At 58.6% G+C, this 12431-nt stretch carries 15 protein-coding genes and 1 tRNA gene; 4 read left to right on the forward strand and 12 right to left on the reverse strand.

Features of this window, described 5'->3' with window-relative positions:
* Positions 1 to 77: 77 nt before the first annotated feature.
* Positions 78 to 1460, forward strand: coding sequence for a PIG-L deacetylase family protein (locus GOX63_RS24055; protein WP_170324489.1), 1383 nt, complete (start codon positions 78 to 80; stop codon positions 1458 to 1460).
* Positions 1461 to 1674: 214 nt separating this feature from the next.
* Here GOX63_RS24055 and GOX63_RS00305 read toward each other — a convergent pair whose 3' ends face one another.
* Positions 1675 to 2532, reverse strand: a complete 858-nt coding sequence (locus GOX63_RS00305; protein ID WP_170324490.1) for a hypothetical protein — start codon at positions 2530 to 2532, stop codon at positions 1675 to 1677.
* Between the two features lie 208 nt (positions 2533 to 2740).
* Between GOX63_RS00305 and GOX63_RS00310 the strand changes: the two genes are divergently transcribed.
* Positions 2741 to 3172: an MmcB family DNA repair protein gene (locus tag GOX63_RS00310; RefSeq protein WP_170324491.1), complete on the forward strand. Its 432-nt coding sequence runs from the start codon at positions 2741 to 2743 to the stop codon at positions 3170 to 3172.
* A 4-nt stretch (positions 3173 to 3176) separates the two neighbouring features.
* Here GOX63_RS00310 and GOX63_RS00315 read toward each other — a convergent pair whose 3' ends face one another.
* Complete coding sequence (locus tag GOX63_RS00315; RefSeq protein ID WP_068334412.1) at positions 3177 to 3365, reverse strand: DUF6324 family protein; 189 nt, start codon at positions 3363 to 3365, stop codon at positions 3177 to 3179.
* 77 nt (positions 3366 to 3442) lie between these two features.
* Between GOX63_RS00315 and GOX63_RS00320 the strand changes: the two genes are divergently transcribed.
* Positions 3443 to 3925: a GNAT family N-acetyltransferase gene (locus GOX63_RS00320; RefSeq protein WP_170324492.1), complete on the forward strand. Its 483-nt coding sequence runs from the start codon at positions 3443 to 3445 to the stop codon at positions 3923 to 3925.
* A 47-nt stretch (positions 3926 to 3972) separates the two neighbouring features.
* Positions 3973 to 4049: transfer RNA gene (locus GOX63_RS00325), tRNA-His, on the forward strand.
* Positions 4050 to 4151: 102 nt separating this feature from the next.
* On the opposite strand, the gene GOX63_RS00330 is transcribed toward GOX63_RS00325, so the two are convergent.
* The 10 genes from GOX63_RS00330 to secG form a co-directional block, all read right to left on the reverse strand.
* A complete protein-coding gene (locus GOX63_RS00330; RefSeq protein WP_170324493.1) occupies positions 4152 to 4958 on the reverse strand; it encodes an ABC transporter permease in 807 nt (268 codons plus the stop codon).
* Complete coding sequence (locus GOX63_RS00335) at positions 4955 to 5842, reverse strand: ABC transporter permease (RefSeq protein WP_170545024.1); 888 nt, start codon at positions 5840 to 5842, stop codon at positions 4955 to 4957. The genes GOX63_RS00330 and GOX63_RS00335 overlap by 4 nt, the downstream gene beginning before the upstream one ends.
* Before the next feature lie 71 nt (positions 5843 to 5913).
* Positions 5914 to 6627, reverse strand: a complete 714-nt coding sequence (locus GOX63_RS00340) for a transporter substrate-binding domain-containing protein (RefSeq protein ID WP_170544443.1) — start codon at positions 6625 to 6627, stop codon at positions 5914 to 5916.
* A gap of 33 nt (positions 6628 to 6660) precedes the next feature.
* The gene (locus tag GOX63_RS00345) at positions 6661 to 7437 is read right to left on the reverse strand and encodes an ABC transporter ATP-binding protein (RefSeq protein ID WP_170324495.1); all 777 of its coding nucleotides are present in this window, start codon (positions 7435 to 7437) and stop codon (positions 6661 to 6663) included.
* A 146-nt stretch (positions 7438 to 7583) separates the two neighbouring features.
* Positions 7584 to 8315, reverse strand: coding sequence for a PhnD/SsuA/transferrin family substrate-binding protein (locus GOX63_RS00350; protein WP_170324496.1), 732 nt, complete (start codon positions 8313 to 8315; stop codon positions 7584 to 7586).
* A complete protein-coding gene (locus GOX63_RS00355; RefSeq protein WP_170324497.1) occupies positions 8312 to 8749 on the reverse strand; it encodes a TerB family tellurite resistance protein in 438 nt (145 codons plus the stop codon). Before GOX63_RS00355 ends, GOX63_RS00350 begins: the two co-directional genes overlap by 4 nt.
* Before the next feature lie 20 nt (positions 8750 to 8769).
* Complete coding sequence (locus tag GOX63_RS00360) at positions 8770 to 9219, reverse strand: TerB family tellurite resistance protein (protein ID WP_170325500.1); 450 nt, start codon at positions 9217 to 9219, stop codon at positions 8770 to 8772.
* A 122-nt stretch (positions 9220 to 9341) separates the two neighbouring features.
* A complete protein-coding gene (locus tag GOX63_RS00365) occupies positions 9342 to 10115 on the reverse strand; it encodes an isocitrate lyase/PEP mutase family protein (RefSeq protein WP_170324498.1) in 774 nt (257 codons plus the stop codon).
* A 101-nt stretch (positions 10116 to 10216) separates the two neighbouring features.
* The gene (locus GOX63_RS00370) at positions 10217 to 11860 is read right to left on the reverse strand and encodes a CTP synthase (protein WP_170324499.1); all 1644 of its coding nucleotides are present in this window, start codon (positions 11858 to 11860) and stop codon (positions 10217 to 10219) included.
* Positions 11861 to 12019: 159 nt separating this feature from the next.
* Positions 12020 to 12385 carry a preprotein translocase subunit SecG gene (gene secG / locus GOX63_RS00375; RefSeq protein WP_170325501.1) on the reverse strand — a complete coding sequence of 122 codons (366 nt, stop codon included), beginning with the start codon at positions 12383 to 12385 and terminating at the stop codon, positions 12020 to 12022.
* Between the last annotated feature and the right edge of the window lie 46 nt (positions 12386 to 12431).

Consider the following 12431-nt stretch of genomic DNA (forward strand, 5'->3'; position numbering starts at 1 on the left):
AAACCGCTTGAATGTCGGAACATGTTGCCATCTGATGTTGGCCAAACACACCAACCGGCAGCGAAAGAGCATATCCTGTGAACACCAGAACTTACGAAGAGGTCATCGCCTCTCGGGCCTTTCGCGAGGATCTTGCAGACCTGAACCATGCCATTGCAGAGGGGTTGAAGCGGGCAGGTGAACCTGTCGCCATCAACGGGAACGTCTGTTACGGTCATATGCAACCGGACTTCCATCTGAGCGATCTGGAACCCGGGATGGAACCCAAGCGACGGGCTCTGCACCTGTTGGCACAGGACAGTACCTGTTTTGTCGAGGTCGGCGTCGCCGGGGGACATGCAGCCTTGCTGGCGTTGCACTCCAATCCTGAACTCAAGTTTATAGGGATCGATCTCGGGCAGCGGCTCAGGGCGTCCTGGCCGCCGGTGGACATCTATGTTCCGATTGTTTTCAAATGGTTGGGAGACAGGTTTCCGGGGCGTGTCAAACTGTACATGTCGGACGCCCTTGACGGGTTGCGTCAGGCGGCGGCAGAACAACCCTTTGGCCCGATCGACCTGTTGCACCTCGACGCATTGAAGAAAACCAGAATTCAGGAGGTCGAGGCTGTTTGGCCAGGATTGGCCGGGCGCTGCTATCTGTTGCAGGGCGACAATAAGAACGGCCATGTTCAGGCCAGTTCCGAGAAAATGATCGCAGAGGGGCGGGCCCGTCGGGTCACTTCTTCGCAGTTTCAGGAGATACAAAGCGCCACTTATGATGTGCTGACGACCGGGCCGGATATTGTCGCGAGCAAGGCCAATTTCGAAAACCTGATGGGCCAACGGATATTGCTTTGCGTGTGCCATCAGGATGACGAGACGTTGTTTTGCGGCTCGACACTGTCACGCCTGAAGGACAAGGCGGATGTGACGGTCGCCAGCTTCTTTCGACCCGCGCCCAACCGCCGTGATACAAACACTCGCGAGGCAGCCATGCAGCGCGTGTGTGATGCGGTTGGGGCTCGGAGGGTTCAGTTTCCCTTTGCCGTTGAAGAGGATCACAGGCGGTTGCGGCGCTTTATCAAGATGCCGTCCGAGCCCGCGGACAATCCCCCTGAGTTGCTGCGCCCTTTGCACCGCCATCCTCTGTTCGACCTGCTGAGCGGATCGGCTTTTGCCCTGATGCAACAGATCAGGCCGTCGACCATCATCACACACAATCAAGTGGGTGAGTACGGTCACATCGAACACGTCCTGCTGCACTACGCGGTTCTGCAGGCTGCCCGGCGGTACCAGGGTGCAAACGTCCTAAGCTTTGGTGTCGGGTTGCCTGAGGTGGATTTTGTTGTGCCGTCTTGGCCCGAACAGAAGAACCAGTTCTTCGACGAATACATGCCGCAGTGGAAGGGTAGGAAACTGTATGATTTCGCTCTGTCGGACGAGGGGTTTGTCCAACAGGACCTTTCGGTCGACGACTAAGGTGGTGATGTGGCGGGACCACCAGTCAACCGTGCGGTGTGATTCCCGAGGACCTGTATGTACAGGTGGGCGCCAGGTAATCAGGCCAGGACCTGAACAGAGCCAGCCCCCTCGGAATTGCTTAAGGCCACCAGAATGCTACCAGTCACAAGAAGGGCAGTGCCCGCCACGGGCTTAAGTAGGGCGTACGACCGCCTTGCGCAAGTCTCAGGGTTCAGAACAGGGCTTTAAATCGTTCCGGAATTGGGAATGTCCAGCTTCTTCTGATGGTTGCGTGCCTCCACAAACCTTCCTGTTTGTCGAAAGCCCAGGTTTCGCGCAGTTTTTTGTGAATATGCGGAAATGAGAGGTCCACTTGACGCGGTGGGCCAGCGTCCGCAAAGACCTTTAACTCGTCCGAGATTTGGTCGAGGGTCCGATACCAACCCCTGCCAGCTACGCCATCGACCATTTTGGCGTCCGGGTTTGAAATCTGCTGCAACCGTTCCTGTTGGCGTTCGATCAGCATTCCGTTGTCCAGATACTTGAGATGGAACAGAAATAGTTTGTCCGACAGCACGCGGTCGGGGTTGGATGAGAAATGTTGGCCCAAGCTCCACGTGACAGGTTTCCGGAGGATACAAGGCTTGCTGTAGAGCGTGTTTATACGCCCGAAAGATCGCTGTTCGAGGATACCGCGTGACGGGTCGAACGCGTCTTCGAGGTCGGTTCTGTGAACCAGATCAATCGCAAACGGCGCGATGACGTCTGCCGTGGTCTCTTCTAGTATATACCGGATCGGATCCGATCCGATCTCGGGGTCCAGAGCCACAAGCTCGTCCACGTCGCCGCCGATGACCACGTTATAGCGAAGGGTCAAAGAACCGGCGAAGGAAGACAGAAAGTTCCAGCGTCTCTGGTCCCATCCGGGGCTTGGATCGTCTTGCGGCAGAACAATGACCGTGCAGCCCTCAAGGTTGTCCGGCAATTCGCTGTCCGCCCCATCAACAAGGATGAATAGGTTCTGACGCGGGACAAATCGTGAATAGTAGTCGACCCAGAGCCTCAAAAAGAAGTTCTCGTTGCGGACCATGGTCCACACTGCGACCTTGTCGTTAAACAATTCCAATACCTTGCAGACTGCCTATTGGCCTTTTGGATACTTCATGTTGGCTGATCCGTCCACCTGGGCCGCGGCCCATTCCGAAAGCCGTGCCAATTTATCTGCTCGGGCCTGAATAAATGGCGGCTGTGTTGACCGCGAGGTTGCTTTTTGTTCACGAATTGTTCACACTTACCGTATGACACTAGATCTTCAGCCCGGACAACGATTGGCGCGGGGCGTCGCCCGTCACCTGCTGACGCATGGCTTTGTTTCGGTTGAAGAATTCGTGCCGGCGCGCGGTCTTCGTGTCGATGTCATGGGGCTGGGCCCCAAGGGTGAGCTGTGGGTGATCGAATGCAAATCCAGCCGGGCTGATTACCAATCAGATTCCAAGTGGCAAGGCTATCTTGAGTGGTGCGATCGGTTTTTCTGGGCGGTGGACATCGATTTCCCGACCGATCTGTTGCCCGCGGAAACCGGCCTGATCATCGCCGACGCTTATGATGCCGAGATTGTCCGCATGGCGCCGGAAGATAAGCTAGCCCCGGCGCGACGCAAGAAGATGATCCAGAAGTTTGCGGTGGACGCCGCCCGCAGGTTACAGGCGCTGCGTGATCCCCGGATCTGAAGGCTTAGCCTTTGACGGCGCGGGCAGCTTGCGCGGCAGCGCGGATTTCGTCCGCGATTTCCTCGGCTTCTTCGGGATCGAAATCCATTGGTATCTCGATGCCATCGGCCTCGATGAACAGCCGTATCATGCCTTGATCGGTGGGGCCGATCTGCAGGTTTGCCTGAATGTCGCGTTCGGTGTTGATGCCCATGTTCGCCTCCGGGACTGAGCGTTCGTGCTAGCGCGCAAAGGGTTGAGAATCAAGCTGCCTTTGCGGTCAGATAGATCATGGATAACGTCCGGATCAGGCCCTTTCGCCCTGCAGATACGCCTTGGCTGGTAGAGCAACACCACAGGCTATACACGAGGGACGAAGGGTTTGACGCCTCGTTCGGTGCTCTGGTGCAGCGCATACTGGACGATTTTAACACCGATCACGATTCGACGCGCGAGCGGGGTTGGATCGCCGAACACGCGGGGCAACGGCTGGGCAGTATCTTCTGCGTCTCGCTGGATGATCAAACCGCCAAACTGCGGCTGTTCCTGCTGCTGCCGGAGGTCCGGGGGCAGGGGCTGGGAAAGCGGATGCTGGACACCTGTACGGGCTTTGCACGCAGCGTTGGATACGCGGAAATGCGGCTATGGACCCATGAAAGCCACCGGGCGGCCTGTGCGCTGTATCGGGTGAATGGGTGGCAGTTGCTGGACAGCAAACCGGTACATTCATTTGGGGTCGATCTTGTCGAACAAAGCTGGAAATTTCGGCTTTAATCCTCTTGCATTCCCCCTGCGCGTTCGGTACATCGCCCCTCACGAGTGCCGCCTTAGCTCAGTTGGTTAGAGCGCTGGATTGTGGATCCAGAGGTCCCCTGTTCAAGCCAGGGAGGCGGTACCATCTCTCTCAAACAGCATACGATGCAGCGCGCGTAACACGCTCAGCTCTGCTGTTTCGATTTTCAGAAAACCTGACCCAAAGGGGTGATTGGCGCGCCTGTGATCAGCGCGCCAGGTTCAGTCTCAGCTTCATTTTGCTCCGTTTCGCTACGGGCAGGTGTCGGTTCAGCCGTTTGTTGACCACGCCGAACCCCCAGATGACGACCAGCGTCAGCAGGATGAAGTAGAAGGCCAGAATCGGGTAGGGGATGAACGGGTTGAACGTCTTGTCCGCGAAATAGCCCGCGTAATAAAGGGCGTCACCGCGCTGTTGCCACACAGGGAAGGCCGAGAAGAACACCAGCGTGGTGGCGTGGAACAGGAAGATCGCCTCGTTCGTGTAGGCAGGCCATGCCAGCCGCAGCATGGTTGGCCAGACGATACGGCGGAACCGGGACCAGCCGGTCATGCCATAGGCGTCTGCAGCTTCGATATCACCTTTGGGAATCGACCGCAGCGCGCCATAGAAAATTTCGCCCGAGTAGGCTGCGGTGTTGCAGAAGAGCACGATCAATGCGCCCAACCAGGCTGAAGTCAGAGCGTCGAGGAACGGAAAGGTCTGTTTCAGCGACAGGAAGAGGAAGTAGGCAAAGAAGAACTGGATGAACAGCGGTGAGCCCCGGAACAGGAAGATGAACCATTCCGAAGGTTTGCGCAGCCATTTGTTCGTGGACGCTTTACCAAGGGCGAGCGCGGTGGCCAGGAAGAATCCGGTCGCCAGCGCCATGATCCCGAAATAGATGTTCCAGATCATGCCCGAGCCGATCAGGGTAAACTGCTCGCACAAGGTGAAATCGTTTCGGGGAAGCAGACGCTCACCAATGCCGATCGAGCGCAGGCCGTAGTCCTGAATGGTTTGGATACAGCTCATGCGGTGGTCTCCTTGCGCAGCAGCTCTCCGCCTGAGGTCGCCTGACCGTGGGACAGGCGGCGCATCAGCCGTTCAAGACCGATCTCTGAGATGCGGGTCATGCCCAGATAGAACACAAGCAGGGCGAGGAAATACCACATGCGCCAGTCGCCATGCGGATATTGGGTGAATTTCGGGTTCTTGAACCCGCCCAGTTCGCGTGCCCAATAGACGATGTCCTCGATGCCCAGCAGGAAGAGCAGCGGCGTGGCTTTGATAAGCACCATCCACAGATTCGACAGGCCGGGCAGGGCATAGACCCACATCTGTGGCACCAGAATGCGCCAGAAGGTCTGGCGGCGGGTCATGCCGTAGGCCTCGGCCGTTTCCAGCTGGGCGTGTGGGACGGCGCGCATGCCGCCGAACAAGACGTTGGCAGCGAAGGCGCCAAAAACGATAGAGAATGTAATGACGGCCAGGAAGAACCCGTAGGTTTCGTGCACCCATTCCGGTGCAGTACCCAGCGGCAGTTTGGCAGCCTGACAGACGATAAAGTCATTGCCCTGACGTACAGGATCGGTCCATTCCGGGCAGAGGATCTTGTGGCGCGTCCACTCGAATGCCTGATCCAGTGCGATTACGAAGAACATGAAGAAGGCAATATCCGGCACGCCGCGCACGATGGCGATATAACCCTTGCCCAACAAGCTGAGAGGCGGGAAATGCGACCGGGCCGCCATCGCCCCCAAAAAGCCAAAGCCAAGTGCTACCGGCGCGGTGATCGCAAGCAGCAGCAGCACCTTGAAGAAGGACAGATAGAACAACCAGTGCACACCGTTGGTCAGATAACAAGAGAACCAACGGAACGTGCCGAGTGTTTCGGGGTCAGTGCAGAACGAGAAAATGGCGGGCCTCTTTGACTGGCAAAGGCTCTGAGGCGGCGCGCCCTAGGGGAAGGCGCGCCGCAGAGTTCAAATCAGAAGGTCGAAGACACTTCCCATTTGGTGATCAGCTCGTTCAGGCTGCCGTCGTCCTTCATGGACTGGATGGCTGCATTGAACTTTTCTTTCAGCTCACCGTCGGATTCGCGGATACCCATGCCGACGCCACCGCCCAGCGGGACCTCATCGCCAACAAAGAGCAGGCCCGAGCCATCTTCGGTGAAGGGCGCGAGGAAGGATTTGTCCGCCAGAACCGCATCCGCTTCGCCGTTGCGTACAGCTGCGAGGGTTTCTTCCGGGTTTGCGAACTCAACCAGAGTCGCGCCGGAATCAGCAACATAACCCGCCTGAATGGTGCCAGTCTGTGCCGCGATTACGCCACCCGCCAGGTCAACGTCTTCGGACATCGCCAGATAGGCCGACGGGTCCGGCGGCGTGTAGTTCTGGGTGAAGTCGATGACTTCGTCACGCTCGTCGGTGATCGACATGCCAGCGATGATTGCGTCGTAGTTGCCCGACACCAGGTTCGGAATGATCGAATCCCAGTCGTTCTTGACCCATTCGCATTCCAGATTGGCGCGCTTGCACAGCTCATCGCCCAGCTCACGCTCGAATCCGTCAATCTCGCCAGCGTCGTTGACGAAGTTCCACGGCGCATAGGCGCCTTCGGTGCCCAGACGGATGGTGTCCGCCATGGCCATGCCAGCGCTAAGCGCCAGAGCCGCAGTGGTCAGGATCAGTTTTTTCATTGGATACTCCCCAGTTTGTTTTCTGATCTGAAGTTAAGCCGCCTTTGTGGCGGATAGAAAGCCCCGAAGTCGTTCGGATTCGGGGGACGTGAAGATATCTTCCGGCAGACCCTCTTCTTCGATCAAACCTTGGTGCAGAAACACCACATGGCTTGAGATGTCTGCGGCCATTTTCATGTCATGCGTCACGATGATCATGGTGCGGCCTTCGGCGGCCAGATCCTTAATCACCTTGATGACTTCTTGTTCCAATTCGGGGTCCAGCGCCGAGGTCGGTTCGTCGAACAGCAGCGCCTCGGGCTCCATGCACAGGCCACGGGCGATGGCGGCGCGTTGCTGCTGACCACCGGAGAGCTGCGCCGGGTAGACGTCACATTTGTCGCCGATGCCTACTTTATCCAGGTACTTGCGGGCGCTGTCCTCAACCTCTTTCGGGTCGCGGCCCAGCACGGTGACGGGGGCCTCCATCACGTTTTGCAGGATGGTCATGTGAGCCCACAGGTTGAACTGCTGAAACACCATGGACAGGTTGGTGCGGATGCGCATGACCTGTTTCGAGTCAGCGGGGCGGCGGTGGTGCGCGTCGCCGGACCAGCGCACGGGCTCGCCCTTGAACAGAATCTCGCCCTGCTGGCTGTCTTCCAGCAGGTTGCAGCAGCGCAGCAGGGTGGATTTCCCCGATCCCGACGACCCGATCAGCGAAACAACGTCCCCGCGTCTTGCCGTTATATCGACGCCTTTCAGCACTTCCAGATTGCCGAAACTTTTGTGGAGGTTCTTGATTTCGATGACGGGAGTGGAATCTGTCACGGATGGTCCATGTGTTATCGGTGTTGGTGCGGTAATAGGGCTTAAAAATCGGGGCAATGCAATGCGCAATTGACATCATCGGGGGCTTAAACAGTCAAATTGACCAAAGGTATTGGCCAAATTGGTCAGCGAATAAGCCCGGTTGTCTAAACCTGAGACGGATTTGGGACCGACAGATAATCACCATCCGGGATATCGATCAGTCCGCGAAGGTGCAGTAAATCGCGGTCCGTCGCGGAAAGGTCGCCAATCGCGGTGCGAACGGCGCGGGCGATTGCGGGGGCGTCCTGTCTGTCGGCGGTGATATATGGCAGAGCGGGCGTCGGGGCCGTGGTCCCCGCTTCGCGCAAATCCGCGCCAAGGTCGGTATGCGCTTTAAGCATTTCCCATGTCAGCGCGTCCAGAGCCGCGAAATCGGCCCGGCCTTCTGCAACTGCTTGTGCCGATTGCGCGTGGCCGCCGGTTGTTACGGTGCTGCCGGGCCGCAAGCCGCGACCTTCAAGATGAACAATCGGCGCGGCCCAGCCCGACTGCGACAGTTTTTCGTTGTAGGCAAAGGTGCTGGTCGCAAGTTGGCTCAGGTCGCGCGGGTCATCCTGACGGGCAACGAAAACCGAGCGGTAGTAGCCGGGCGGGCAGCCTGCCAGCCCGTAGTCTGGCGTTCCGACCAGCTGCACTTTGCCGTGTAGGTGAGTGCGATAGGGCATCCCGCAGGTCTGGGCAAAGGTCAGATTAGGGTTCAGCCAGATGTCCCAGACATCCGCGTCTCGGGTCAGGCGATCGGGGCCATAGCCAAGATGATTCCGAATCAAGGTCCAGAACCGGTCATTTGCCGGCTGCAGCGCGGGCATGTCATACATGCCCAGCATCGCAATCACGATTTGGCGGCCTTTTGGCGGGCCAGAGCGGAATCCACGTCGCTGACGCCCAGAAGGCTGACCACCAGCCGCAGCAGCGAATCCTCTTCGCCAGACCGTTGTCCGTCGGCCAGAGCGACCGACCACATTGCCTGCACCACGGCAAGACGGTCGTCATAGGCAATGGCTTCCTTGATCGCGCGGGTGAAACGGACGGTGTCGGGGGCTTCGGCCTCAAGATCCTCGGCACGGGCACGCAAGGCGGCGGCTTCGAACGGGGACAGGCCATAGCGCTGCGCCGAAATCTTGTCGATTCGGGCCATTTCGGTGTCGGCATAGTCGTTGTCGGCCCGCGCGATACGCACCAGCAGGGCCGTCAGGGCAAGACGGGCGTCATCATCGGCAAGCGGGTCGGGGGCGGGCTGTGTCAGCCGTGCCAGAAAATCACTGAACATGTGTTAGATATAGAGACGGTCTAACGCTCTTCCAAGCGTCTTTGCACCCGTTCGCGCGCGGTCTGGCTGTCGTTGAAACTCAGCCCCATGGCAATGCGTGCCTCTTCGACGATATTCATCTCACCTTCGTCGGAATTGCCGTCGGCCAGAACGACCTCCCACAAGGCATCCAGCGCGGCCAGACGTTCGTGCAGGTCGGTGGTCTCGCGGATCAGCTTGCCGAATGTGTCGGTTTCCGGTGCGGCGGCGTGCAACTTTTCACAGGTGGCGCGGACCTTGGCAGCCTCGATCGCGTTATGCTGATACAGCCGCGCAAGGATGCGGTCGATCAGGCTGATTTCTTCAAGCTTGTAATCCCGATCCGCCTGCGCCACGCGCACCATGAGTGCGCCCAATGCCAGCTCGGCATCCGGGTCGGGCAGGTTGTCGTGTTGTGGCGGGCGAAAAGCCTGTAAGAATTTCTTCAACATGCCCAGAGGATATTCCATATTTTGTAGCCCGCCAAGCGCGGACTACCTGTCATGGGATCAAATAACACCGGGATTGCCATGTATGGCAAAAACACGCTGAGCGTGATCCCAGAGTTGGAGAATCAACCGCTCTGAATGGCCTGTTTTGCCTGCTCCTGCAGCCATCCCAGCATCTGTCGATAGGGAACAGGGCCATAGCTGATCCGGGCCACGCCCAACCCGGCCAGCGTGGCCGTGTCGGGTGTGCCGGGCAGGGCGATGATGTTGACCGGCAGAGGGGTCGATTCGCACAGCCGGGCAATCATTGCCTCGTCTTTCAGTCCAGGTGCGAAGAACCCGCTGGCACCGGCATCAGCATAGGCTTTGGCCCGGGCAATCGCCTCGTCCAGCATAGCGTCTGAGTGGGTTTCAGGTTTGGCCTTCAGAAAGATATCCGTGCGCGCGTTGATGAAGGCCGGGATACCGGCTGCATCGCAGCCTTCGCGCATGGCGCTAACCCGCGCTTCCTGCGTTTCAATGTTATAAAGATCGCTGGTACCAACGATCTGATCCTCAAAATTGAAGCCGATGACGCCGGTCTGCAGCGCGCGTTGTACGTTTGCGGCTACGCCCAGCACGTCCTCGGAATAGGCCCCTTCGAAGTCCAACGTGACTGGCAGATCAACCGCCGCGACGATCCGGCGGGCATTGTCCAGCGCGGCGTCCATCGGGATGTTCTGACCATCGCCAAACCCCTGCGCCATCGCAACCGGAGCACTGCCGGTGGCGATCGCCTTGGCCCCCGCATCGCGCACGGCCCCGGCGCTGCCGGCATCCCAGATGTTGTAAAGGATGACCGGATCGCCCTTCTTATGCAGGGCTGCAAATTCTTCCGCCTGGGTAATCTGGTTGGTCATGCCGATCTCCTGTCGCTGCTATTGCGGCAGTTAACCGTGCAATCAGTCGGCGCGTAAAGATGTTTCGCGCCGACCGAAACAATAGAGTGAACGGTCCGTGATCAGACCAGACGCGAGCTTTCTTTCGCTGCGCGCACGAAATCGCGGAACAGGGGGTGCGGATCGAACGGTTTGGACTTGAGTTCCGGGTGGTATTGCACACCGATGAACCACGGGTGGTCCGACCATTCGACGATTTCCGGCAAACGCCCGTCCGGCGACATGCCCGAGAAGTTCAGGCCCGCCTTTTCCAGCTTTTCGCGGTATTTGATGTCCACCTCATAGCGGTGACGGTGGCGTTCTTCGATCTGTGTGCCGCCATAAACCTCGGCCACTTTTGAACCTTCGGCCAGAACCGCGTTATACGCGCCCAGGCGCATGGTGCCGCCTTTGTCGTCACCGACTTTACGTTCGACCTTGTGGTTGCCCTGTACCCACTCTTTCAGGTGATACACAACAGGCTCGAAGCGCCTCTTGCCCGCTTCGTGGTCAAACTCCTCGGACCCCGCCTCGGTGATCCCTGCAGCGTTCCGGGCGGCTTCGATTACTGCCATCTGCATACCCAGACAGATGCCCAGATAGGGCACTTTATGCTCGCGCGCGTATTGCGCGGCCTTGATCTTGCCCTCGGTGCCACGCTCGCCAAAGCCGCCGGGTACGAGAATGGCGTGGAAGCCTTCCAGATAGGGGGCTGCATCTTCAGTGTCGAAAACCTCGGCATCGACCCACTCGACCTTGACCTTGACCCGGTTGGCCATACCGCCATGGGTCAGCGCCTCGGCGATCGACTTATAAGCGTCTTCCAACTGGGTGTATTTGCCGACGATGGCAACCTTCACTTCGCCTTCGGCGTTGTGGATGCGGTCGCTGACGTCTTCCCATTTCGCCAGATCGGGCTTGGGGGCAGGGCTGATCTGGAACGCATCCAGAACCGCCTGATCCAGACCTTCGTTGTGATAGGCCAGAGGGGCGTCGTAGATGGTGCTGAGGTCCTGTGCAGCGATCACGCTGTCGGGGCGCACGTTGCAGAACAACGCCAGCTTCTCGCGTTCTTTCTTCGGAATCGGCCCTTCGGAACGACAGACCAGAATATCAGGGGCCAGACCGATCGAACGCAGCTCTTTCACCGAGTGCTGGGTCGGCTTGGTTTTCAGCTCGCCGGACGCCTTGATGTAGGGCAGCAGCGTCAGGTGCATGAACAGACACTGACCGCGCGGCTTGTCCTGGCTGAACTGACGGATGGCCTCGAAAAAGGGCAGGCCCTCGATATCGCCCACGGTGCCGCCGATTTCGCACAGCATGAAATCGACTTCATCCTCACCAATGGCGATGAAATCCTTGATCTCATTTGTGACGTGCGGGATCACCTGAATGGTCTTGCCAAGGTAGTCACCGCGGCGCTCTTTCTCGAGCACGTTGGAATAGATCCGGCCCGAGCTGACCGAGTCGGTCTTGCGCGCGGCCACGCCGGTGAAACGTTCATAGTGGCCAAGGTCCAGATCGGTCTCGGCGCCGTCATCGGTGACGAACACTTCGCCATGTTCAAACGGCGACATCGTGCCGGGATCGACGTTCAGATAGGGGTCCAGCTTGCGCAGACGCACCGAATACCCCCGGGCCTGCAACAGCGCGCCCAGAGCCGCCGAAGCCAGTCCTTTGCCCAAGGACGAAACAACACCACCAGTGATGAAAATAAAACGCGCCATGTTTTTCGGCTGCTCCCGTGAGACGTCAATATCAGCTGCCCGGCGGTTCCGAAAAACCGCTGCATCACGGGACTTCACGTATAAAGGATTCGCGCCAATAGCGCAAGAGAACCGCAAGATGCTGTTGCAGCTCTCTTTTAGATTTCTAAGTGTAGTGGATCAGTCCGCTTGCGGGATCAGCGGCGCGTTGTCGCCCTGTGCCGGAGGCAGAAGATCATCGGTCGACGGAACGGCCGGAGTGCTTTCCTCGGTCGCGGCAGGGGCCGGAACGCCCAGACGATCGATCACCGAGCTGCCCGAAGATTTCTGAGCGGCCAGAATGGTCAGCGTGATCGAGGTCACGATAAAGCAGGCCGCCAGAATCCAGGTCACCTTGCCCAATGCCGTCGCTGCAGCGCGGCCGGTCATGGCGCCACCGCCACCACCGCCCATACCCAGGCCACCGCCTTCGGACCGCTGCATCAGAACAACGGCGATCAGGCCCAGAGCCAAGAGAAGATGGATGATGAGAACGACGTTTTCCATGGTGGTCCTGTACAGCGTGGCGTGTATCGCGTGGTACTTATGCAAG

The organism is Ruegeria arenilitoris (assembly GCF_013031355.1).
GTDB classification, from domain to species: Bacteria; Pseudomonadota; Alphaproteobacteria; order Rhodobacterales; family Rhodobacteraceae; genus Ruegeria; species Ruegeria arenilitoris_C.